The organism is Pseudomonas frederiksbergensis (genome assembly GCF_000802155.2).
Taxonomy (GTDB): domain Bacteria; phylum Pseudomonadota; class Gammaproteobacteria; order Pseudomonadales; family Pseudomonadaceae; genus Aquipseudomonas; species Aquipseudomonas frederiksbergensis_A.
This window is the reverse complement of sequence record NZ_JQGJ02000004.1, coordinates 319,875-344,063: the sequence shown is the minus strand read 5'-3', so window position 1 is coordinate 344,063 and position 24,189 is coordinate 319,875. Positions and strand designations below refer to the sequence as shown.

At 60.9% G+C, this 24,189-nt stretch carries 17 protein-coding genes; 7 read left to right on the top strand and 10 right to left on the bottom strand.

Annotated features, from left to right (window positions below; all coding sequences use genetic code 11):
• Positions 1-134: 134 nt before the first annotated feature.
• The 5 genes from topA to JZ00_RS10085 all read right to left on the bottom strand — a co-directional run bounded on the left by topA (position 135) and on the right by JZ00_RS10085 (position 7,480).
• Positions 135-2,747, bottom strand: a complete 2,613-nt coding sequence (gene topA, locus JZ00_RS10105; RefSeq protein WP_039589079.1) for a type I DNA topoisomerase — start codon at positions 2,745-2,747, stop codon at positions 135-137.
• Between the two features lie 115 nt (positions 2,748-2,862).
• Entirely contained in the window at positions 2,863-3,099 is a 237-nt protein-coding gene (locus JZ00_RS10100) for a DUF1653 domain-containing protein (RefSeq protein ID WP_039589078.1), read from the bottom strand.
• A gap of 104 nt (positions 3,100-3,203) precedes the next feature.
• Positions 3,204-4,379: an acetyl-CoA C-acyltransferase FadA gene (fadA, locus tag JZ00_RS10095; protein ID WP_039589077.1), complete on the bottom strand. Its 1,176-nt coding sequence runs from the start codon at positions 4,377-4,379 to the stop codon at positions 3,204-3,206.
• A 30-nt stretch (positions 4,380-4,409) separates the two neighbouring features.
• On the bottom strand, positions 4,410-6,557 hold the full coding sequence (gene fadB / locus JZ00_RS10090; protein WP_039589076.1) for a fatty acid oxidation complex subunit alpha FadB: 2,148 nt from the start codon (positions 6,555-6,557) through the stop codon (positions 4,410-4,412).
• Between the two features lie 485 nt (positions 6,558-7,042).
• On the bottom strand, positions 7,043-7,480 hold the full coding sequence (locus JZ00_RS10085; RefSeq protein WP_039589075.1) for a hypothetical protein: 438 nt from the start codon (positions 7,478-7,480) through the stop codon (positions 7,043-7,045).
• A gap of 102 nt (positions 7,481-7,582) precedes the next feature.
• On the opposite strand from JZ00_RS10085, the gene JZ00_RS10080 reads away from it, so the two are divergent.
• Positions 7,583-8,023, top strand: a complete 441-nt coding sequence (locus JZ00_RS10080; protein WP_039589074.1) for a universal stress protein — start codon at positions 7,583-7,585, stop codon at positions 8,021-8,023.
• 93 nt (positions 8,024-8,116) lie between these two features.
• Here JZ00_RS10080 and JZ00_RS10075 read toward each other — a convergent pair whose 3' ends face one another.
• Positions 8,117-10,036, bottom strand: a complete 1,920-nt coding sequence (locus JZ00_RS10075; RefSeq protein ID WP_039589073.1) for an ATP-binding cassette domain-containing protein — start codon at positions 10,034-10,036, stop codon at positions 8,117-8,119.
• Between the two features lie 214 nt (positions 10,037-10,250).
• Here JZ00_RS10075 and JZ00_RS10070 point away from each other — a divergent pair, with 214 nt between their 5' ends.
• Positions 10,251-12,179, top strand: coding sequence for a transglycosylase SLT domain-containing protein (locus JZ00_RS10070; protein WP_039589072.1), 1,929 nt, complete (start codon positions 10,251-10,253; stop codon positions 12,177-12,179).
• A 131-nt stretch (positions 12,180-12,310) separates the two neighbouring features.
• On the opposite strand, the gene JZ00_RS10065 is transcribed toward JZ00_RS10070, so the two are convergent.
• Positions 12,311-14,080 (bottom strand): ABC transporter transmembrane domain-containing protein, encoded by a 1,770-nt coding sequence (locus tag JZ00_RS10065; protein ID WP_039589071.1) that lies wholly within the window; start codon positions 14,078-14,080, stop codon positions 12,311-12,313.
• Between the two features lie 258 nt (positions 14,081-14,338).
• On the opposite strand from JZ00_RS10065, the gene JZ00_RS10060 reads away from it, so the two are divergent.
• The gene (locus tag JZ00_RS10060; protein ID WP_003199629.1) at positions 14,339-14,518 is read left to right on the top strand and encodes a PA1571 family protein; all 180 of its coding nucleotides are present in this window, start codon (positions 14,339-14,341) and stop codon (positions 14,516-14,518) included.
• Between the two features lie 66 nt (positions 14,519-14,584).
• Here JZ00_RS10060 and pdxB read toward each other — a convergent pair whose 3' ends face one another.
• Complete coding sequence (pdxB, locus tag JZ00_RS10055; protein WP_039589070.1) at positions 14,585-15,727, bottom strand: 4-phosphoerythronate dehydrogenase PdxB; 1,143 nt, start codon at positions 15,725-15,727, stop codon at positions 14,585-14,587.
• 157 nt (positions 15,728-15,884) lie between these two features.
• Here pdxB and JZ00_RS10050 point away from each other — a divergent pair, with 157 nt between their 5' ends.
• On the top strand, positions 15,885-17,288 hold the full coding sequence (locus JZ00_RS10050) for an MATE family efflux transporter (protein WP_039589069.1): 1,404 nt from the start codon (positions 15,885-15,887) through the stop codon (positions 17,286-17,288).
• On the opposite strand, the gene tusA is transcribed toward JZ00_RS10050, so the two are convergent.
• Together tusA and rlmM are read right to left on the bottom strand one after the other, a co-directional pair.
• Complete coding sequence (gene tusA / locus JZ00_RS10045; RefSeq protein ID WP_003183455.1) at positions 17,285-17,536, bottom strand: sulfurtransferase TusA; 252 nt, start codon at positions 17,534-17,536, stop codon at positions 17,285-17,287. The two genes, JZ00_RS10050 and tusA, sit on opposite strands and share 4 nt — an antisense overlap.
• A 115-nt stretch (positions 17,537-17,651) precedes the next feature.
• Complete coding sequence (gene rlmM / locus JZ00_RS10040; protein WP_039589068.1) at positions 17,652-18,725, bottom strand: 23S rRNA (cytidine(2498)-2'-O)-methyltransferase RlmM; 1,074 nt, start codon at positions 18,723-18,725, stop codon at positions 17,652-17,654.
• 172 nt (positions 18,726-18,897) lie between these two features.
• On the opposite strand from rlmM, the gene acnA reads away from it, so the two are divergent.
• From acnA to JZ00_RS10025, 3 genes are all read left to right on the top strand, one after another.
• Positions 18,898-21,639: an aconitate hydratase AcnA gene (gene acnA / locus JZ00_RS10035; RefSeq protein WP_039589067.1), complete on the top strand. Its 2,742-nt coding sequence runs from the start codon at positions 18,898-18,900 to the stop codon at positions 21,637-21,639.
• A gap of 116 nt (positions 21,640-21,755) precedes the next feature.
• Positions 21,756-22,544, top strand: a complete 789-nt coding sequence (locus JZ00_RS10030; RefSeq protein WP_039589066.1) for a CPBP family intramembrane glutamic endopeptidase — start codon at positions 21,756-21,758, stop codon at positions 22,542-22,544.
• A gap of 76 nt (positions 22,545-22,620) precedes the next feature.
• Positions 22,621-24,186 carry a methyl-accepting chemotaxis protein gene (locus tag JZ00_RS10025; protein ID WP_039589065.1) on the top strand — a complete coding sequence of 522 codons (1,566 nt, stop codon included), beginning with the start codon at positions 22,621-22,623 and terminating at the stop codon, positions 24,184-24,186.
• Positions 24,187-24,189: the final 3 nt, after the last annotated feature.

Here is a 24,189-nt window from a genome sequence, read left to right as displayed (position 1 = left end):
AAGCCAAAAACGAAAAGGCCGCATGAAAACCTGAGGGTTGTCATGCGGCCTTTTGTTTGCCTGGCCTTTATAAGGACGACTGTGTAGTACAGCGCGAGCAAGCTCCCTCGCCACGGGGATCGAGCAGAGTCATATCAGCGCTTGTCTTCAACGGTCCACTTGCCACCGTCGTAGAATGCCTTCCAACCGGTCGGCTTGCCATCGACCTCGGTCTGCACGTATTGCTCCTTGGTCTTGCGGCTGTAGCGAATCACCGCTGGGCGTCCGTCCGGATCCTTCTGCGGCGCGTCGCAGAGGAAATGGTACTTCGGATCGATCTCGTCCTTGTGCGGCAAGATTTCAATCACCAACGGTGCCCGGGTCTCGCGGTTTTTCGGGAACTGGCTGGCTGCCAGGAACAGGCCGGAGGCGCCATCGCGCAAGATATAGGTGTCATTGACCTTCTCGCACTTGAGCTCAGGCATCTTCACCGGATCCATCTTCGGCGGCGCCGCGTCACCGCTCTTGAGCAGCTTGCGGGTGTTCTTGCAGGCCGGGTTGGTGCATCCGAAAAACTTGCCGAAACGGCCGGTCTTGAGCTGCATTTCGCTGCCACACTTGTCGCACTCCAGGCTTGGACCTTCGTAGCCCTTGATGCGATAGGTGCCTTCTTCGATCTCGTAGCCGGCACAATCAGGATTGTTGCCGCAGATGTGCAGCTTGCGCTTTTCGTCCAACAAGTAGGCATCCATCGCCGTGCTGCAGATCGGGCAACGGTGCTTGCCGCGCAGTACCAGCGATTCCGACTCACCCTCATCGTCCGCAGCGATTTCGTCGCCCGGCACCAGATTGACCGTCGCCTTGCAGCGTTCCTTGGGCGGCAGGCTGTAGCCTGAGCACCCTAGGAATACGCCAGTCGAGGCGGTACGGATCTGCATCGGGCGGCCGCAGGTCTGGCATGGGATGTCAGTCATGACCGGCTGGTTGGCGCGCATGCCATCTTCAGGGCTCTCGGCTACCTCGAGTTTTTTCTTGAAATCGCCGTAGAACTCGTCGAGCACATTCTTCCAGTCCCGCTCACCCTGGGCCACATCGTCCAGGTTTTCTTCCATGCCGGCGGTAAAACCGTAGTCCATCAGGTTCGAGAAGCTCTCGGAGAGACGCTCGGTAACGATGTCCCCCATTTTTTCCGAATAGAAGCGACGGTTGTGCAGCGTAACGTAGCCGCGATCCTGGATCGTGGAGATGATCGCCGCATAAGTCGACGGACGGCCGATGCCGCGTTTTTCCATTTCCTTGACCAGGCTGGCCTCGGAGTACCGTGCCGGCGGCTTGGTGAAGTGCTGGGTCGGATCCAGCTTGATCAACTTCATCACGTCGCCCTGGGCCATGTCCGGCAGGACATCGTCATCGCCTGGCTTGGTGATTTGCGGCATGACGCGGGTGTAGCCGTCGAATTTCAGGATACGGCCCTTGGCGCGCAGCTCGAAGTCGCCAGCACCGACGCTGACCGTGGTCGACAGGTATTGCGCCGGCAGCATCTGGCAGGCCAGGAATTGGCGCCAGATCAGCTCGTAGAGACGCTCGGCATCGCGCTCCATGCCCGACAGCTTGCTTGGCTCGGTATTGGCATCGGATGGGCGAATCGCTTCGTGAGCTTCTTGTGCGCCTTCCTTGCTGCTGTAGACGTTCGGCGTATCCGGCAGGTATTTCTTGCCGAACTCATTTTCTATATAAGTCCGCGCCATCGCCACGGCATCGGCCGAGAGGTTGGTCGAGTCGGTACGCATGTAGGTGATGTAGCCCGCTTCGTACAGACGCTGGGCCATCATCATGGTTTTCTTCACACCGAAGCCCAGGCGGTTGCTCGCGGCCTGCTGCAAGGTGGAAGTTATGAATGGCGCCGACGGCTTGCTGCTGGTCGGTTTGTCTTCGCGCTTGACGATGCTGTAGCTCGAAGCCTTGAGCTTCTCCAGCGCCGCCATGGCCTGAGCTTCGTTGAGCGGCTTGAAGGCTTCGCCTTTTTCGCGGGCCACTTCGAAGCGCACGGTTGCGCCCTTGGCGGTGCCGAGATCAGCGTGGACTTCCCAATATTCCTCGGGAATGAACGCGCGGATTTCCCGCTCGCGCTCCACCACCAGCTTCACCGCGACCGATTGCACACGACCAGCCGACAGGCCGCGAGCGATCTTGGCCCACAACAAGGGCGAGACCATGTAGCCCACGACGCGGTCAAGGAAACGACGGGCCTGTTGAGCGTTGACCCGATCGATGTCCAGCTCCCCCGGTTGGGAGAAGGCTTCCTGGATGGCCTTCTTGGTGATCTCGTTGAACACCACGCGCTTGTAGCGGCTGTCATCCCCACCAATGGCTTCGCGCAGGTGCCAGGCAATGGCTTCCCCTTCGCGGTCCAAGTCCGTCGCGAGATAGATGGTGTCGGCGTCCTTGGCGAGCCGACGCAGTTCTTCGATGACCTTTTCCTTGCCTGGGAGGATCTCGTACTTGGCTTTCCAGCCGTGTTCCGGATCGACCCCCATGCGTGAGACCAGCTGCTTGCGCGCCTTGTCCTTCGGCGACAGCGCCGGCGCTTCACCAGCGGCCGCCTTGCCGCGCTTGGCGGCTGGCTCCTTGCTGGCGCTAGCCGAACCGCTGGTGGGCAGGTCTCGGATATGGCCGATACTCGACTTCACCACGTATTGGTTGCCCAGATACTTGTTGATGGTCTTGGCCTTAGCCGGGGATTCCACAATGACCAGCGATTTGCCCATGGATCAGAAAATTCCTGAGTTCTAAAAAGTGAAAGGCGGTTGGCGCCTGACGCGGCACCGCTATATATAGTGGCTGCAAGGTGAGGTCAAGGGCGGGGTCGCCCTCGCACTGGCCTCAAGGCTTGGAAAAAACGCTCTCCTCGACCTGCACCAAAGCAAAGCGCGGCACTTGTTCACCGTCAACTTCGACAGACTCCTGGAACATGCTCAATGGACGCACCCAAAAGCCGTAATCGCCATACAGGGCTTGGTAGAAGACTACTTCTTCCTCGGTTTCCGAATGCCGCGCAACACTGAATACGCGGTACTGCGGACCTTTGTAATGTTGGTAGAGCCCAGGTTGTATCGGCATGCATTGGCCCTCACTCAAATCTTTTCAAAATAAAACAAAATCTTTTTGCCAAACCCGAAAACAAAAACCGGGGCACTTGGCCCCGGCTTCCATCAACGCAACGCTTAGACGCGTTCGAAGACAGTGGCGATGCCCTGGCCGAGGCCAATGCACATGGTGGACACCCCAAAGGTGCCGCCGTTCTGCTTCATGACGTTGAGCAGCGTGCCAGAGATACGCGCACCAGAGCAACCGAACGGGTGACCCAGGGCGATCGCGCCGCCGTGCAGGTTAACCTTCTCGTTCATCTTGTCGAGTATTTTCAGATCTTTCAGCACAGGCAGGGCCTGCGCGGCGAAAGCTTCGTTGAGCTCGAAGAAGTCGATGTCGGAAATGCTCAGGCCTGCACGCTTCAAGGCTTTCTGCGTGGCCGGTACTGGACCATAGCCCATGATCGCCGGATCCACACCCGCGACGGCCATCGACCGAATCACTGCCATCGGCTGGATGCCCAAATCCTGGGCACGCTGGGCCGACATCACGATCATGCACGACGCGCCGTCAGTGATCTGCGACGAAGTACCCGCCGTCACGGTGCCGCCCTTTGGATTGAAGGCGGGCTTCAAGGCTGCCAGGCTCTCCAGGGTGGTTTCCGGACGAATGGTTTCGTCGTAGTCGAACAGCTTCAGGAAGCCATTCTCGTCGTAGCCCTGCATCGGGATGATTTCATCCTTGAACTTGCCTTCCACGGTCGCCTTGTGGGCGAGCTGGTGGGAGCGCACGCCAAAGGCGTCCTGCTGTTCGCGGGTGATGCCATGCATCTTGCCGAGCATTTCCGCGGTCAGGCCCATCATGCCCGAGGCTTTTGCCGCGTACAGAGACATGTGCGGGTTCGGGTCGACACCGTGCATCATGCTCACGTGGCCCATGTGCTCGACACCACCAACCACGAACACGTCGCCGTTGCCGGTCATGATCGCCTGGGCGGCAGTGTGCAGCGCGCTCATGGACGAACCGCACAGGCGGCTGACAGTCTGGCCAGCGGCAGTGTGGGGGATCTGGGTCATCAACGACGCCATGCGGGCGATGTTCCAGCCCTGCTCCAGGGTCTGGTTCACACAGCCCCAGATCACGTCTTCAACTTCGTTGGGGTCGACCTTGACGTTGCGTTCCAGCAGTTTGCTGATCAGGTGCGCCGACATGTCTTCAGCGCGGGTGTTGCGGTGCATGCCGCCCTTGGAGCGGCCCATCGGCGTACGACCGAAGTCGACAATCACGACGTCTCTAGGATTCAAGCTCATAAATGTTCTCTCGCTCTAGTCGTTGGGCGCTTAACCGAAGAAGCTCTGGCCGTTCTTGGCCATCTCACGCAGCTTCGCGGTCGGGTGGTACAGCGCGCCCAGATCAGCGTACTGGTCAGCCAGGGCAACGAACTCGGCCACACCGATCGAATCGATGTAGCGCAGCGCACCGCCACGGAATGGAGGGAAACCGATGCCATAGACCAGACCCATGTCGGCTTCGGCGGCGGTTTCGACGATGCCGTCTTCCAGGCAACGCACGGTTTCCAGGCACAGCGGGATCATCATCCAGTTGATGATGTCCTCGTCGGTGACTTCGCGCTGCTCGTAGACGATCGGCTTGAGCACTTCCAGCACCGACGAATCGGCGACTTTCTTCTGCTTGCCGCGCTTGTCGGTCTCATAGGCATAGAAGCCCTTGCCGTTCTTCTGGCCCAGGCGCTTGGCTTCGTAGAGCACGTCGACGGCCGAACGGCGGTCGTCCTTCATGCGGTCCGGGAAGCCTTCAGCCATGACGTCGCGACCGTGGTGGCCGGTGTCGATGCCGACCACGTCCATCAGGTACGCCGGGCCCATCGGCCAGCCGAATTTCTCCATGATCTTGTCGATGCGCACGAAGTCCACACCGGCGCTGACCAGCTTGGCGAAACCGCCGAAATACGGGAACAGCACGCGGTTGACCAGGAAACCCGGGCAGTCGTTGACGACAATCGGGTTCTTGCCCATTTTCTTGGCATAGGCCACGGTGGTGGCGATGGCCTGTTCGCTGGACTTCTCGCCACGGATGACTTCCACCAGCGGCATCATGTGCACCGGGTTGAAGAAGTGCATGCCGACGAAGTTTTCCGGACGCTTGAGGGCCTTGGCCAACAGTGAAATGGAAATGGTCGAGGTGTTCGAGGCGAGGATGGTGTCCTCTTTGACCTTGTCTTCGACTTCAGCCAGTACCGCCTGCTTGACCTTCGGGTTCTCGACGACCGCTTCGACCACCAGGTCGACATGGCCGAAATCGCCGTAGGACAGGGTCGGACGAATGCCGTTGAGCACTTCAGCCATCTTCGCGGCGGTCATGCGACCTTTGTCGACGCGACCGACCAGCAGCTTGGCGGCTTCGGCCAGGCCCTGCTCGATCCCGTGCTCGTTGATGTCTTTCATCAGGATCGGCGTGCCCTTGGACGCCGACTGATAGGCGATACCGCCACCCATGATGCCGGCGCCGAGTACAGCGGCCTGCTTCACGTCACGGGCGATTTCGTCATAAGCCTTGGCCTTCTTCTTCAGCTCCTGGTCGTTGAGGAACAGACCGATCAGGCTCTGCGCAGCCGAAGTCTTGGCCAGCTTGACGAAACCGGCGGCTTCGACTTCCAGGGCCTTGTCGCGACCGAAGTTCGCAGCCTTCTGGATGGTCTTGATCGCTTCGACCGGCGCCGGGTAGTTCGGGCCCGCCTGGCCGGCCACGAAACCCTTGGCGGTTTCGAACGCCATCATTTGTTCGATGGCATTGAGCTTGAGTTTTTCCAGCTTCGGCTGACGCTTTGCCTTGTAGTCGAACTCACCGCTGATTGCGCGCTTGACGGTTTCAAGGGCCGCTTCCTGGAGCTTGCCAGGTTCGACCACCGCGTCCACGGCGCCCACTTTCAGCGCGTCTTCGGCGCGGTTTTCCTTGCCGGCGGCAATCCACTCGATGGCATTGTCGGCACCGATCAGGCGTGGCAGGCGCACGGTACCACCGAAGCCCGGGTAGATGCCCAGCTTGACTTCCGGCAGGCCGATCTTGGCCGCGGTGGACATGACGCGGTAATCCGCCGCCAGGCACATTTCCAGGCCACCACCCAGGGCGATGCCGTTGATGGCTGCGACGGTGGGTACGTTGAGGTCTTCGAAGTCGCTGAAGATACGGTTCGCTTCGAGGTTGCCAGCGATCAGTTCGGCATCGGGCAGCTTGAAGTTGTCGACGAATTCGGTGATGTCGGCGCCGACGATGAAAACGTCCTTGCCACTGCTGACGATCACACCCTTGATCGAAGCATCTGCCTTGATAGTGTCCACAGCCTGACGCAATTCATTCAGGGTAAGACGGTTGAACTTGTTGACGGACTCACCCTTGAGGTCGAATTTCAGTTCGACGATGCCACTTTCAAGAGCCTTAACCGTGATGGCTTTACCTTCGTAAATCATCAACTGATCTCCACGATATGGAAGCTGAACAGTACACGTTGGACGCTGGCCCCTGGCTCGGCACGGACATTACCGCCGATGCTACGCCAATCCGCCAGACACACCCGTCAACGCGATAGTCGGGTTCTGTAGGAACGTTCTGAAAATACAAACGCTCAATTCATACGCCCGTTTGATTTGGGTACGTCACCTTCACGGAATTTCCGACAATTGTCAATCGCCCTAAACAAGCGTTTGAACGGGACTCCGCAGTCATTTCCGTACCGCATGGATCAGCAACACGGAGCCGCATGAGCAACCATTCATAGAATCAATAATTAGAAAAGTCGCCCTAATTCCAACCGCAACGGATTCAACCGACTACGCTGGTGACAACACATTTGAGTTCTATACGCGAAGGTCGTTTCGAATGAACGACCAGAAGAAAACGCTTACCGGCCTGCCTGGCCACCCAGCCCGATGTATCTGTCGGGCTTTTTTACGCGTCAGGCCAGCGCCTTGAGCACAGCAGAAATGTCCTGCAAGACACTGGCTTCGCCTTTTTCCCCCCAGTACAACGCGATCATCTGCCGGTCGGCCTCGACCTTGTAGACATTATCCGGCAACGTCCGGAAATGATTGAGCAACGATTCATCCCGGCAGGTTTCCTGCCATTGATTCACCCACACGCCAGGCGCCTTTTGCCAATAACTCCAAACGGCCGGCCGGCTGCCACGCCGGGCTCGGTGGTATTGCGCACATGGGTTTGGAGGCTGCTGGAGAAGCCAGTGCGGCCAGTCCTGCGGGGTCAGCTGCATGGCCAGCCCGAGGCGTCGCGCCTCCATGCGAAGGGCCATGCGCCCGCTCTGGGAACGGGACGGCCGCAACCATGCCAGGGGGCTTAATACCACCAGCAGGATTGACACCACTATCCAGACCGTCATATCTGTACTCCCGAATTCTGATGAGCCCATTGAGCTGCGTCGCCATCAATGCGCTTGAAACCAGCCATACTTACCGTATCGCCATTCTCTGGAGTGCTTTTCATGTACTACGAACACATCCTGGTCGCCGTCGACCTTACTGAAGAATGCGATCCCGTCGTCAAGCGCGCCCTCGCCCTGTGCGAAGGCCGGGAAAACAAACTGTCGCTGGTGCACATCGTCGAACCGATGGCCATGGCCTTCGGCGGTGACGTTCCGATGGATCTTTCCCAGCTCCAACAGCAGCAGTTCGACCAGGCCAAGGAACGCCTTGACCGACTGATCGTGAAATACCCCGCCCTGAAAAAGGAAAATAGCCACCTGACCTACGGCCAGCCGCGCCAGGAAATCCATCACCTGGCCAAGGAGCAAGGCTGCGACCTGATCGTGGTCGGCAGTCATGGCCGTCATGGTTTGGCGCTGTTGCTGGGCTCCACGGCCAACGACGTGCTACATGGTGCGCCTTGCGATGTGCTGGCGGTGCACCTGGTCAAGCGCACCTGACCCCTGAACTTGCTCGCTCCCACAAGCGATGACATTTTCAACTGAAAATCCCGGCGTTCATTGCTGAACACCGGGATTTTTTAGCTCAACGGATCAAGCGTCCAACTCAGCCCAACGCTCGACCAATGCATCCAGCTCGGCCTGCAGTTGCTCCAGATGCGCGATCACCTTGGCGGTTTCAGCCGCAGGACGCTGGTAGAAGCCGGGATCGGCCATCTCTGCTTCCACCGCGGCGATCTGCTGCTCTTTCGCTTCGATATCGCCTGGCAGGGCTTCGAGCTCACGCTGCAGTTTGTAGCTGAGTTTTTTCTTCGCTGGGGCCGGTGCAGCAGCGGTGGCAACCGGCGCGGGCTCGGCCTTGACCACCGCCGAATTGAGGTCGGCCTTGCCAGACTTGCTCTCGGTCACGCCCAACAGGCGCGGCGAGCCGCCCTGGCGCAGCCAATCCTGGTACCCACCGACGTATTCGCGCACCAAGCCTTCGCCTTCGAATACCAAGGTGCTGGTGACCACGTTGTCGAGAAATGCCCGGTCGTGGCTGACCATCAGCACGGTGCCATTGAAGGTCAATAACACTTCTTCCAGCAGCTCGAGGGTCTCCACGTCCAGGTCGTTGGTCGGTTCGTCGAGCACCAGCAGGTTCGCCGGCTTGCTGAACAGCTTGGCCAGCAGCAGGCGTGCGCGCTCACCACCCGAAAGCGCCTTCACCGGTGTACGGGCGCGCTGCGGGCTGAACAGGAAATCGCCGAGGTAGCTCAATACGTGGCGGCTCTGGCCATCGATCTCGATGAAGTCGCGACCTTCGGCCACGTTGTCGATCACGGTCTTTTCCAAGTCCAGCTGATGGCGCAACTGGTCGAAGTAGGCGACATCGATCTTCGTCCCCTCTTCCACCTTGCCGCTGGTCGGCACCAGCCCGCCAAGCATCAGCTTGAGCAAGGTCGTCTTGCCGGTACCGTTGGCGCCGAGCAGGCCGATCCGGTCGCCGCGCTGCAGGACCATGGAGAAATCCTTGATCAGAAACGGCCCGCCCGGGTGAGCGAAGCTGACGTTTTCCAACACCATGACCTGCTTGCCGGATTTATCTGCCGTTTCCAACTGAATATTGGCCTTGCCGGTGCGCTCGCGGCGTTCGCTGCGCTCGACGCGCAGGGCCTTGAGGGCGCGCACGCGGCCTTCGTTACGGGTACGTCGGGCCTTGATGCCCTGGCGGATCCAGACTTCTTCCTGGGCCAGGCGCTTGTCGAACAAGGCGTTCGCGGTTTCTTCCGCCGCCAGCACCGCTTCCTTGTGCACCAGGAAGCTGGCGTAGTCGCCGTTCCAGTCGATCAAGCCGCCGCGATCCAGTTCGAGGATGCGGGTTGCCAGGTTCTGCAGGAAGGAACGGTCGTGGGTGATGAACAGCACTGCCCCTTGGAAATCCTTCAGCGCTTCCTCAAGCCATGCAATGGCGCCGATATCCAGGTGGTTGGTGGGTTCGTCGAGCAGCAGGAGGTCAGGCTCGGACACCAGGGCCTGGGCCAGCAGGACACGGCGACGCCAACCGCCGGACAGTTCGGCCAAGGTCTTGTCGGCCGGGAGCTGCAGGCGGCTCAAGGTGCTGTCGACCAACTGCTGCAAGCGCCAGCCGTCGCGGGCCTCGAGGTCGTGCTGCACATGCATCAGTTTGTCGAGGTCGGCATCGGTGACGATGTTCTGGCTCAGGTGGTGGTATTCGGCCAACAGCGCGCCGACACCGTCCAGGCCTTCGGCAACCACGTCGAACACGGTCCGCTCGTCGGCCACCGGCAATTCCTGGGGCAATTCGCCGATCTTCAGGCCTGGCGCACGCCAGACCGAGCCGTCGTCAGGCTTCTGGTCGCCCTTGACCAGCTTCATCATGCTGGACTTGCCAGTGCCGTTGCGGCCGATGATGCACACCCGCTCTCCACGGGCGATCTGCCAGGACACCTTGTCCAACAACGGCATCGCGCCGAAAGCAAGGGACACATCGCTGAATTTGAGCAGGGTCATGAGCTTCTCCAAAAACCGGGCGCGCATTCTACCTGAGAAGAGCCCTCAAGGGTCCGCCAATTTCGTCGTCGAAGCACTCTGCACAACAAATGTTGCGAAGTTGTGCCAACGGCCCTGCAAAGCTTTCGCCGGTTGCTGGCAAAAGGCTAAGCTACAAGCAAGTTACCCTGGGTTATTCCTTGGGCTTGTCATGTTTTTTCTGCCCGGACGTATCATGCGCAGTCGCCTTTTCAGTGTTCTATCTTGTTTGTTTGTGTGTGCCACTGCCGTTCAAACCGCCCAGGCGGTGGACATTTCCACCCAGCGCCAATATTACGACGAGGCCAAGCGCGCCCTGGCGAAAGGCGATTCCGGCCCCTACTTTCGCTACAGCCAGGCCCTGCGTGATTATCCGCTGGAACCGTACCTGGCCTATGATGAACTGACCGCGCGACTCAAAAGCGCGAGCAACGCCGAGATCGAAAAATTCCTCGCCGAGCATGGCGACCTGCCCCAGGCCAACTGGATGAAGCTGCGCTGGTTGCGCTGGCTGGCCGAGCGTGGTGACTGGGCGACCTTCGTCAAGTACTACGATCCCAAGCTCAACTTCACCGAACTGGATTGCCTCAACGCTCAATATCAGCTCAGCCACGGCCTGAAGGCCGAAGGCTACGCCAATGCCGAAAAGCTCTGGCTCACCGGCAAATCCCAGCCGGCGGCCTGCGACGCGTTGTTTGGCATGTGGGCGACGCAGGGGCAGTTGACTGAGCAGAAACGCTGGGAGCGCGCCAAACTGGCGGCCCAGGCACGCAATTATCCACTGGCCAACAGCTTGGTCAGCGGCCTGACCACCCTCGCCGCCCGGGGCAAGTTGTTGGTCGATGTCGCGCAAAAGCCCGAACTGCTCAACCAGCCTTCACGCTTCACCCCCGCCGACGAGCCGATGTCCGACATCGTCAGCCTCGGCCTGCGCCGCCTGGCCCGCCAGGATCCGGAGAAAGCCATGGCATTGCTGGACGGCTATGCCAGCACCATGCATTTTTCCCGGGACGAAAAAGTCGCCATTGCCCGGGAAATCGGCCTGACCTTGGCCAAGCGCTTCGACAGCCGCGCCCTGGATGTCATGACCAAGTATGACCCTGAACTGCGGGACGACACCGTATCGGAATGGCGCTTGCGGCTACTTTTGCGCCTGGCCCGCTGGGACGACGCCTACCAACTGACCCGGCGCTTGCCGGAATCGCTGGCCAGCACCAATCGCTGGCGCTACTGGCAGGCCCGCAGCCTGGAACTTGCGCAGCCGCAGAACCCTGAAGCACTGACGCTGTACAAGCATCTGGCTCGCGAGCGTGATTTTTACGGCTTCCTGGCTGCCGACCGTTCCCAGTCACCCTATTCGCTGATCAACAAGCCGCTGCCCATGAGCCAGGCGCTGATCAACAAAGTACGCAACACCCCGGGCATACGCCGGGCGCTGGAGTTCCATGCCCGCGGTCAAATCGTCGATGGGCGACGCGAGTGGTATCACGTCAGCCGCCATTTCAACCGGGACGAAATGGTTGCCCAGGCGAAACTGGCCTACGACCTGAAATGGTATTTCCCGGCCATTCGCACCATCAGCCAGGCCAAGTACTGGGATGACCTGGACATCCGCTTCCCGATGGCCCACCGCGACACCTTGGTGCGCGAAGCCAAGGTCCGCGGCTTGCATCCAAGCTGGGCGTTTGCCATTACCCGGCAGGAAAGTGCTTTCATGGACGACGCCCGCTCCGGTGTCGGCGCCAGCGGCCTCATGCAACTGATGCCAGCCACTGCCAAGGAAACCGCACGCAAGTTCAGCATTCCCCTGGCATCGCCACAGCAAGTGTTCAACCCGGACAAGAATATCCAGCTGGGCGCGGCCTACCTGAGCCAGGTCCACAGCCAGTTCAACGGCAACCGCGTCCTTGCCTCCGCCGCCTACAACGCCGGCCCCGGCCGCGTTCGCCAATGGCTGCGCGGCGCTGATCACCTGAGCTTCGACGTTTGGGTCGAAAGCATCCCCTTCGACGAAACCCGCCAATACGTGCAGAACGTGTTGTCCTATTCGGTGATCTACGGCCAGAAACTCAACTCGCCGCAACCGCTGGTGGACTGGCATGAGCGGTATTTTGATGATCAGTGAGTATTAGCGGAAGCTGTACCGGACAAGAGAAAATGCCCGCGCCTTTCGACGCGGGCATTTTTTTTGGTCGGCTACTTGGTCGGTCGCTCCCGCATTGGGTTTCGGCTCGTCAGGATTTCAGCACGTCCGGCTCAATGAACGTCCTCGCCATGCTGACTGAACTGCAACGCCGCCAACCGCGCATACAACGCATTGCTCGCAACCAACGCCTGATGGCTACCCACCGCAACCACCTTGCCCTGGTCCATCACCGCGATCCGGTCGGCGTTCTTCACCGTGGCCAGGCGATGGGCAATGACCAGGGTGGTGCGGTTTTTCATAAGGTTGGGCAAGGCTTGCTGGATCAAGTGTTCGCTTTGGGCGTCGAGGGCGCTGGTGGCTTCGTCCAGCAGCAGGATCGGCGCGTCCACCAACAGCGCCCGGGCGATCGCCAGGCGTTGGCGCTGGCCGCCGGACAATCCGAGGCCGCCATCGCCCAAGTGGGTCTGGTAACCGTCAGGCATTTTCTCGATGAAGTCATGGGCGTGGGCAATTTGCGCGGCCTCGCGCACTTGCTCGAACGTTGCGCCGGGATTGCCGTAGCGGAGGTTTTCTTCGACCGTGCCGAAAAACAGCGCCGGGTTTTGTGAAACCAGGGCGAAATGGCGACGCAGGTCCAAGGGATCGACCGAGGTCAACGGCACGTCATCAATCAGGATCCGTCCTTGCAGCGGATCGTAGAAACGCAACAGCAAGTCGTACACCGTTGACTTGCCCGCACCGGAGGGCCCGACCAAGGCGAGGGTCTCGCCGGCCTTGATACTCAGGTCGAGGCCATCGACCGCATAGCTGTCCGGCCGGGATGGATAGGCAAATCGCACGCCTTCAAGGCGCAAGTCACCTCGTACCCGCTCTGGCAACTTCACCAGGCCCGTAGCCGGCGGTTGGATGATGTTCTCCGAGCGCAGCAATTCGGCAATGCGTTCTGCGGCGCCCGCAGCCCGTTGCAGCTCGCCGATCACCTCGCTGAGGGTACCGAAGGCGCTGCCGACGATCAGGCTGTAGAACACGAACGCCGCCAGCTCACCACCGGAAATCCGTCCGGCGATCACATCCATGCCGCCGACCCAGAGCATGACGCCCACCGCCCCCAGCACCAGCACGATCACTAACGTGATCAACCAGGCACGCTGGGCGATGCGCTTGCGGGCAGTGTCGAAGGCCTGCTCCACCGTTATGGCAAAACGTTGTTCATCCTGGACCTGGTGGTTGTAGGCCTGCACGGTCTTGATCTGGCCCAGGGTTTCGGAAACGTAGCTGCCGACGTCGGCAATACGATCCTGGCTCTGGCGCGACAAGCTGCGTACGCGGCGACCAAACACCAGGATCGGCGCCAGCACCAATGGCAGGGCAACAACCACAATGCTGGTCAGCTTGGGGTTGGTGATAAATAGCAGCACAATCCCGCCAACTACCATCAAGGCGTTGCGCAAGAACAACGACAGCGACGAGCCGATCACCGATTGCAACAAGGTCGTATCGGCGGTCAGGCGCGACTGGATTTCCGAACTGCGGTTGTTTTCATAGAAGCCAGGATGCAGATACACCAAGTGATTGAACACCTGCCGCCGGATATCGGCCACCACCCGCTCGCCGATCCATGACACCAGGTAGAACCGCGCGAACGTACCGATCGCCAAGCCCACCACCAGCATCATGAACAAGCCAATGGACTGGTTGAGCAGGTGCGGCGAGCGAGTCATGAAGCCCTGGTCCACCAGCAGCCGGATCCCCTGGCCCATGGACAACGTGATACCCGCCGTGACGATCAGGGCCAGCAACGCACCGGCAACCTGCTTGCGATAAGGAGCGATGAAGCCGCTGGCCAGGCGTATGGCGCGGCGATGTCGGGATGAAAGCATTGAGAGTGTCCGATAATGCAACAGGAAATGGGTCGGCCGTCAGCACCGAAACGCAGCGGAACAAAATGGAATCAGAATGAGTCAGGTTAAATATGACCACCCAGACTAGCGCCTAGATGTTATCGGTCTAACGTCTGGCTGGAAACGCGAGTGTGTTTCTGGTTGAGTGGAGTTGTCGTCATGAACCTTCAAGGAGTGTCATGGCTCGGTCACCTGACGACATTACGATAGGCACGCAACCTGATGAGGAGACAGGCCATGTCCTTGCAACACAGCAGCGACGACAAGATTCAAGTGATCCGCACCCAACCGGACCAGTCCCTGGGCTGTTCATTCATCGATGCTCAGGGCCGCGAAGTCCCGATCACCGAAGACATGATCCAGAAGGCCTGCAGTGAACTGGAGAAACGACTGGTCAAGCCTGCCGAACAAAAGTGATACAGCCCGTCTTCAATTGAACCCGACCTTGATGTCGGGTTTTTTATGCCTGTTCAGCCTGTCCGCTTAAACGGCAGTGGCACCCAGGGCAGCCACGATCCCTTGCAAGACTGGCGATTGTCCTTCGATACGCACCTTCAAACTGTCGATTTCGCGGCGTGGCGGGTAATGCTTGCGCAACGCATCGAAAGCACTGCGCTGTTCGCTCACCGTGCCGATCAGGCTGCGGCGAAAATCCGCATCGTCACGGCGTGGGTCATACACGCTCCGGCACAACGCCGCCAGCGCCCAGGCCGGGTCGGTATCGGCGTCCAGGGTGATGCCTGCGAGCCAGGGCCGGGGCAGCAGGTCCGCCAGGCTGACGTCGGCGGGCCGCCCAAGGAAGTCGCACAACGCCTGGTAGATCTGCGCCGTACCGCGCTGGCGGCCGTCCAGGCTGTAGCCGGCGATGTGCGGGGTGGCGATGACGCACAGGTCAGCCAGGTCCACGTCCACCGTCGGTTCCTGTTCCCAGACATCCAGGACCGCCTGCAGGTCTTCGCGCTCCAACAGCACCTCGCGCAGCGCCGAATTGTCGATGACCGGGCCGCGCGCGGCGTTGATCAACCAAGTGCCAGGCTTGAGGTTGTTCAGGCGTTGCTCATCAAAAAGGTGCCAGGTCGGTTGCTCGCCTTCGCGGGTCAATGGCGTGTGCAGGCTGATGATGTCGCACTGCTCGATGATCTGCTCCAGGCTCACGTAGTCGCCGCCTTCGGCAGCCTGGCGAGGCGGATCGCAGACTTTCACCGTCCAGCCAAGGCCCTTGAGGACCTCGATCAATCGCCCACCCACCTGTCCCGCGCCAACCACGCCAAACGTGCGCTGGGCAAGATCCGCGCCTTCGATCTCCGCCAGGGTCATGAGGCTGCCCAGTACGTAATCCACCACGCCGCGGGCATTGCAGCCGGGCGCGCTGGCCCAGCGGATGCCGGCCTCGGCAAAATAGTCCAGGTCCAGGTGATCGGTGCCGATGGTGCAGGTGCCGACGAAGCGTACCTTGCTGCCCTCCAGCAGCGCTCGATTGACCTGGCTGACCGAACGCACCAGCAACACATCGGCCTGCTCGACCAATGTCCGGTCGATGCCACGCCCCGGCACCCGGCGGATTTCACCGAAACCTTGGAAAAATGCATCGAGCAGGGGGATGTTTTCGTCGGCGACGATCAGCATGGCGAAGCTCCTTTGGCGGGATGGGCAGTGTAGGCGTTCCGCTGGGCCTGCGCATCACCTGGCGCGATTACAAATCCACAACACAGGTTTTTTCCTGACCACTGCGTCAAGGCGTAGAATTCGCCGCCTTGCGTTTATCTTTTCGGATGCTTGCCCTGTGAATCCCGTGATTGACACCCCCTCCGCCCTCTCCCGCCCGGCCCGGGTTCGCCTGGAGCTCAAGACGTTGCTCGCCCTCGCCTTGCCGATCATGGTGGCGCAATTGGCGACCACTGCCATGGGCTTTGTCGATGCGGTGATGGCCGGCCGGGTCGGCCCGCGGGACCTCGCTGCAGTGGCGCTGGGCAACTCCATCTGGGTGCCGGTGTTCCTGCTGATGACCGGCACACTGCTCGCCACCACACCAAAAGTTGCCCAGCGTTTCGGCGCCGGCACGTTTGAACAGATCGGCCCCTTGGTGCGCCAGGCATTGTGGCTCGCCCTCGCGGTGGGTCTGATCGCGACCCTGGCGCTGTTCAGCGCCGAGCCGATCCTGCACATCATGAAGGTCGATCCTGAGCTGATCGGCCCGTGCATGGAGTACCTGCGGGGCATCGGCACAGGCCTGCCAGCGGTGGCGCTCTATTATGTGCTGCGCTGCTTCAGCGACGGCTTGGGGCGTACGCGACCGGCGATGGTGCTGGGGCTGTGCGGACTGGCGCTGAACATTCCGCTCAACTACATCTTCATCTATGGACACCTGGGCGTCCCGGCCATGGGCGGGGTCGGCTGCGGCTGGGCCACCGCCATCGTGATGTGGTTCATGGCAGTGGGCATGGCGGTCTGGACATACCGGGCCCCGATCTATCAATCGAGCCGCTTGTTCACTCGTTTCGACTGGCCGCAATGGTCGATGATCAAGCGCCTGCTGGGCATCGGCCTGCCGATCGGCATCGCGGTGTTTGCCGAATCGAGCATCTTCGCGGTGATAGCCCTGCTGATCGGCAGCCTCGGCGCCACGGTGGTGGCCGGGCATCAAATCGCGCTGAACTTCAGCTCGCTGGTATTCATGATCCCCTACTCCCTGGGCATGGCCGTGACGGTACGAGTGGGCCAGGCGCTTGGACGCGGCCAGCCTCGGGAGGCGCGCTTCGCCGCCGGAGTCGGCATGGGCACCGCGCTGGCGTACGCCTGCCTGTCGGCGAGCCTGATGTTCGCGTTGCGCGGGCCTATCGCAGCGATCTACACCGCCGACCCGCGGGTGATCGAAGTGGCATCGATGCTGATCGTCTACGCGGCGCTGTTCCAGTTCTCCGACGCGATCCAGGTCACGGCGGCGGGCGCATTGCGCGGCTACCAGGACACCCGGGTGACGATGATCCTGACACTGTTCGCGTATTGGGGCATCGGCTTGCCCGTGGGTTACGCCCTGGGCTTGACCGACTGGCTCGGCACCGCCAGCGGCCCGAGCGGGTTGTGGCAAGGCTTGATCGTGGGCTTGAGCTGCGCCGCGCTGATGCTGTCGATTCGCCTGGCACGCAGCGCGCGCGGGCAGATCCGCATGAGTCGCTCGCCGGGTTAGGCGAGTTTTTTGCGGATCCAGTAGAGGTAAGTGCCCGCCTCTTCTTGCTGGGCCACGAGTTCGTGGTCCAGGAACACGCAAAACTTGGGAATGTCGCGGCGCGTCGAGGGATCGGTGGCGATGACTTTCAGCAGGCCACCGGGGGCCAGGTCGCGAATGTGCTGGTGCAGCATCATCACCGGCTCCGGGCAATTGAGGCCCGTTGCGTCCAGCGTGCCGTCCACCGGCGTGTCGTTCATTTCACTCATGTTCTACTCCTGGAACCGGCCGGCATTGTCGCGCAATGTCGGCGCGCTTAACAAATGTACATCAGCCCTGCGGCGAGGGAGCTTGGTCCCTTGCCACAAAAGCCCCGGCGCGGTTTCAGCGGGACTTCGGCTTTTTAGCGTCCAACCGCCGCAAATGACAGGTCACTTCTTCACGGTCGTGGTACAGCTGCTTGCAACCGATCTCGACCTGGATGCCACGCGCCTTGAACCCGTCGGCGATGCGCTCGAGCAGGCGTTTCACCTCGGCGTAACGCTGCTTCATCGGTAACTTGAGGTTGACCACGGCCTCGCGGCAATGACCTTCGCCAATCCATTCTTCCAGCATCGCTGCGTTGCGCGCCGGTTTCTCGACGATGTCACAAACCATCCAGTCCACAGGCTGCTTGGGCTTGAACGTGAAGCCGTCCGCCATCAAGTGCTGCACCAGGCCGGTGTCCATCAGGCTTTCGGCCATCGGGCCGTTGTCGATGGCCGTCACCAACATGCCACGTTTGACCAGTTGCCAGGTCCAACCACCCGGCGCGGCACCGAGGTCCACACCGGTCATGTCGCTGTGCAGGCGTTCGTCCCACTGGTCCCGAGGGATGAAATGGTGCCAGGCTTCTTCGAGCTTCAGTGTCGAGCGGCTCGGTGCTTCCCGGGGGAACTTCAGGCGTGGGATGCCCATCGGCCACATCGCCGAGTTATCCGCCTCCGCCAGGCCCAGGAACACTTCGCGGCCACTCTTGAAGGTCAGCAACAGCCGTGGCTTGCGCGGGTCGTCCACCAGCTTGCCGGCCCCACTCAAGGCCTTGCGCAGCGGGCCTTCGAATTTCTTACAGAAATTCGACAGTTCCTTGCCGTCATTCGTATCGACCACTTCCAGCCACAGGCTGCCGCACGTCGGGAAGACGGCCATCTGAGCCAGGATCACGCTGATCCGGTCGGTTTCAGGCAATTCGATGAACGTGCCGCGGGCCCACTGGCGCGGGAAGATCAGCTCGGCAAAACGCTGCCCACGCATCAGCCGCTCGGCGCCGTCCTCTTCAGTACAGACAAATTCGGCGCAAGCGCTGGCCGGCTTGGCCTTGGCATAGCCGGCCACGTTGAGCCGAGCCGCGTGTTCGGCGATCTCGGAACAGACCTCGCCTTCGAAGCCCGGCCGGCAGTGCATAAAAAGCGTGTTCATTGAAACTCCGTAGCAAAGCCTGTCACGAAAACCGGCGCATGATAGCGGAGTTCGGAACCGCGAACCTGCCCATAGAGTCCAGTGATTAGTCATACGCTCAAAACAGGGCTAGGTTAAAGGCTCTGTCCGTTCCGTCAGTCCGTAGCCGTGCGGACTCAAAGGAGTGATTTCAATGCCGTCCCTCGATAGCCTGAAAACCCTTAAAACACTGCAAGTCGACGCCAGGACCTACCACTACTTCAGCTTGCCGGATGCCGCCCGAAGCCTCGGTGACCTGGACAAGCTGCCGATGTCGTTGAAGGTGCTGCTGGAAAACTTGCTGCGCTGGGAAGATGAAAAAACCGTCACCGGTGCCGACCTCAAGGCTGTGGCCGGTTGGCTCAAGGAGCGCCGCTCCGACCGCGAGATTCAATACCGCCCGGCACGGGTGTTGATGCAAGACTTCACTGGCGTCCCTGCCGTGGTCGACCTGGCCGCCATGCGCGCAGCCGTGGAAAAAGCCGGTGGCGATCCCCAGCGGATCAACCCGTTGTCACCGGTAGACCTGGTGATCGACCACTCGGTGATGGTGGACAAGTTCGCCAGCCGACAGGCATTCGAACAGAACGTCGACATCGAAATGCAGCGCAACGGCGAGCGCTACGCTTTCCTGCGCTGGGGCCAGAGCGCCTTCGACAATTTCAGCGTAGTGCCGCCAGGCACCGGCATCTGCCACCAGGTCAACCTCGAATACCTGGGCCGCACCGTCTGGACCAAAGAGGAAGACGGCCGCACCTACGCCTTCCCCGACACCCTGGTGGGCACCGACTCCCACACCACCATGATCAACGGCCTGGGCGTGCTCGGCTGGGGCGTCGGCGGGATCGAGGCGGAAGCGGCGATGCTCGGCCAACCGGTGTCGATGCTGATCCCCGAAGTCATTGGCTTCAAACTCGTCGGCAAGCTGCGCGAAGGCATCACCGCCACCGACCTGGTGCTGACCGTCACGCAGATGCTGCGCAAGAAGGGCGTGGTGGGCAAATTCGTCGAGTTCTATGGCGACGGCCTTGCCGACCTGCCGCTGGCCGACCGTGCCACCATTGCCAACATGGCCCCGGAATACGGCGCCACTTGTGGCTTTTTCCCCGTAGACGATGTGACGTTGGGCTACCTGCGCCTGTCCGGCCGGCCGACGGAAACCGTAAAACTGGTGGAAGCCTACTGCAAGGCCCAAGGGCTGTGGCGCCTGCCCGGTCAGGAACCGGTATTTACTGACACGCTGGAATTGGACATGGGCAGCGTCGAAGCCAGCCTCGCCGGCCCCAAGCGTCCTCAGGACCGGGTCTCGCTGCCGAATGTCGGCCAAGCCTTCAGTGACTTCCTCGGCCTGCAAATCAAGCCCACCAGCAAAGAAGAAGGTCGCCTGGAAAGCGAAGGCGGCGGCGGTGTCGCAGTGGGCAATGCCGACCAGGTGGGCGAAGCGGAATATGAATTCGAAGGCCATACCCATCGCCTGAAAAACGGCGCCGTGGTCATCGCGGCAATTACGTCCTGCACCAACACCTCTAACCCCAGTGTGATGATGGCCGCCGGATTGCTGGCCAAGAAAGCCGTGGAAAAAGGCCTGGCTCGCAAACCCTGGGTGAAGAGTTCCCTGGCGCCGGGCTCGAAAGTGGTGACCGACTACTATAATGCCGCCGGCCTGACCGAATACCTCGACAAGCTCGGTTTCGACCTGGTGGGCTACGGTTGCACGACCTGTATCGGCAACTCAGGTCCGCTGCCAGACCCGATTGAGAAAGCCATCCAGAAAGCCGACCTGACCGTGGCGTCGGTACTGTCGGGCAACCGCAACTTCGAGGGCCGGGTGCATCCCTTGGTGAAAACCAACTGGCTGGCCTCACCGCCCCTGGTCGTCGCCTATGCCCTGGCCGGTACCGTGCGCATCGACATCAGCAGCGAACCGCTGGGTAACGATCACGACGGCAACCCGGTCTACCTCCGGGACATCTGGCCGAGCAGCAAGGAAGTGGCCGACGCCGTGGCCCAGGTCGACACCAGCATGTTCCATAAGGAATATGCCGCCGTGTTTGCCGGAGACGAGCAATGGCAAGCGATCGAAGTGCCACAAGCCGCCACCTACGTCTGGCAATCGGACTCGACCTACATCCAGCACCCACCGTTCTTCGACGACATTGGCGGGCCACCACCGGTCGTCAAGAATGTCGAAGGTGCGCGGGTCCTCGCGCTGCTGGGAGACTCGGTGACCACCGACCATATCTCCCCGGCCGGGAATATCAAGGCCGACAGCCCGGCCGGCCGCTACCTGTGCGAACAGGGCGTGGAGCCACGGGACTTCAACTCCTACGGCTCGCGGCGGGGCAACCACCAGGTAATGATGCGGGGCACCTTTGCCAATATCCGCATCCGCAACGAAATGCTCGGCGGCGAGGAAGGTGGCAATACCCTATACATCCCCAATGGCGAACGCATGTCGATCTATGACGCCGCGATGTTGTATCAGGCTAGCGGCACGCCCCTGGTGGTCATCGCGGGCCAGGAGTACGGCACAGGTTCGAGCCGGGACTGGGCGGCCAAGGGTACGAACCTGCTCGGGGTCAAGGCGGTGATCGCCGAGAGTTTCGAGCGTATCCACCGTTCCAACCTGGTGGGCATGGGCGTGCTGCCGCTGCAATTCAAGCTCGATCAGAATCGCAAGAGCCTGAACCTTACCGGCAAGGAAACCCTGGACATCCTCGGCTTGAGCGACACCGAACTGACGCCGCGCATGAACCTGCCCGTGGTGATTACCCGGGAAGACGGAAGCCAGGAGCGGATTGAAGTGCTGTGCCGCATCGACACCTTGAATGAAGTGGAATATTTCAAGGCCGGTGGGATCCTTCACTTTGTCCTACGGCAACTGATTGCAGGATAAAAAGAAGCGTCCTACGAAAACACCGCCTCAGATGGGGCGGTGTTTTTTTGGGCGCCTGCCTATAATCCCCGCCGGCTCTGCGAGCTTCGCCAGTTTTCCAGCCCAAAGGATTCGACATGCCCGCCCTACCGTGGCCATACCTGGCCCTTCTATCGATCGGTTACGGCCTCGCCCTGGCCTATGGCCACCTAGCCTGGACAGCCGTCATTTCGATCGCGCTATTGTTATTCGCCGGGTACGCCGTTCGGCAGCGGCAGACCCCGGTCGGACAATTCCTCGGGCATTGCCTGTTTGCCGTGCTCGCGGTCGCGCTGGCGCTGCACTGGATGCCGGGCTTCTTCAATGGCAGGGCTATCGCGACGCAACGCTTTACCGAAGATGCCGTGCGGTTCGCCATGTACCTGAACCAGGACAAACCGCTGATCGGCTTCTGGCTCCTGCTGTTCTGCCCCTGGATCGTCGGTCGGCGCCCGTTTCGCTTGTCCGCCTACGCCACGGCCCTCGGCTTGTGCCTGAGCACGGTCATGGCACTAGGCGGGGCCCTGCTGCTGGGCATGATCCATTGGGCACCGAAATGGCCGGACCAAGCCTGGCTGTGGCTACTGAATAATCTTTTATTGGTGACGTTGGTGGAGGAAGCGCTGTTTCGTGGCTACATTCAGGGTGGCCTGAGCCGACGCTTCAAACATTTGCGCCATGGCGACAACCTCGCGTTGCTAATGGCCTCGCTGGTGTTCGGCCTGGTGCATGCCGGCGCCGGTTGGGAATGGATGCTGCTGTCGGGACTGGCCGGTATCGGTTACGGCCTGGCCTACCGATTTGGCGGCCTGGGCGCGGCGATTGCCACGCATTTTGGGCTGAACCTGCTTCATTTCGCCCTATTTACCTATCCGATGCTCGCGTGATACCGCCGGGAAGAATTATTTCAACAAAAAGCTGACGGTGCCGACAACCTTTCAAAGCCTTGCGGACTACAACACCATGCGTAACAACCAACCGATTACACAACGCGAAAGGACCTTCCCGGCCCAGCAACGATTGATTTCCACCACCAATACCAAGGGTGTGATTACCTACTGCAACGATGCATTCGTTGAAATCAGCGGGTTTTCCAAGGAAGAGCTGATCCATTCGCCACACAACCTGGTACGCCATCCGGATGTCCCGTCAGCGGTGTTCGCCCACATGTGGAATACCTTGAAACAAGGCTTGCCATGGATGGGCATCGTCAAGAATCGCAGCAAGAATGGCGATCATTACTGGGTCAACGCCTACGTCACGCCGGTATTCGAAGGCAATCAGGTCGTTGGCTATGAGTCGGTACGGGTCAAACCCACCGCCGAGCAGATTACCCGGGCCGAAGCCCTCTACAAGCGCATCAATGACGGCAAGGCGGCGGTGCCGAGCAGCGATAAGTGGGTGCCGATCCTGCAGGATTGGCTGCCGTTCATCCTGGTCAGCCAGTTGAGTTTCGTTGTCGGTGCGTTCCTCAACTCTTCCTGGGGCTTTGCCCTCGCAGCCCTGCTCTCGGTGCCGTTGGGGCTGATGGGCCTGCAGTGGCAGCAACGCGGAATCAAGCGCCTGCTGCGCTTGGCCGAGCAAACCACCTCGGACCCGTTGATCGCGCGGATGTACACCGACAGCCGTGGCGTCCAGGCGCGCCTGGAGATGTCGATCCTCAGCCAGGAAGCTCGCCTGAAAACCTGCCTGACCCGCCTGCAGGACACTGCCGAGCACCTCAACGCGCAAGCCCGGCAGTCCAACTCCCTGGCGCACGACAGCTCCAGCGGCCTGGAACGCCAGCGGGTGGAGACCGAACAAGTCGCCACTGCCGTCAACCAGATGGCTGCCACCACGCAGGAGGTCGCCAGCCACGTGCAACGCACCGCCGATGCCACCCAGGAGGCCAATCGCCTGACCGGCCGTGGTCGCGACATCGCCGGAGAAACCCGCGAGGCCATCGAGCGCCTGTCGGTCGTCGTGGGGGAAACCGGGCAGACCGTGACTCAGTTGGCCAAGGACAGCGATGAGATCGGTGGCGTAGTCGATGTGATCAAGGGCATCGCCGACCAGACCAACCTGCTGGCCCTCAACGCCGCCATCGAAGCGGCCCGCGCCGGCGAGATGGGCCGCGGCTTTGCCGTGGTGGCTGACGAAGTTCGGCAACTGGCGCAACGCACCAGTGAATCCACCGGGCAGATCCATGCCCTGATCGCCAAGCTGCAACAGACCGCCAACAATGCCGTGCAGACCATGGATGCCGGTCATCGCCAGGCCGAAGAAGGCGTGGCGAGGGTCATGGAAGCGGACCAGGCACTGGTGGGCATCAGCGAAGCGGTTGCCCACATCACCGACATGACCACCCAGATCGCCGCGGCGACCGAGGAGCAGAGTTCGGTGGCGGAAGAAATCAGCCGCAACATCAGCAACATTTCGGAACTGGCCGACCAGACCTCGGGCCAGGCCCACAGCTCGGCGCTGCTCAGCGAGGAACTGACCCGCACGGCCAACACGCAATATTCGTTGGTGGAGCGGTTTAACCGCTGACTG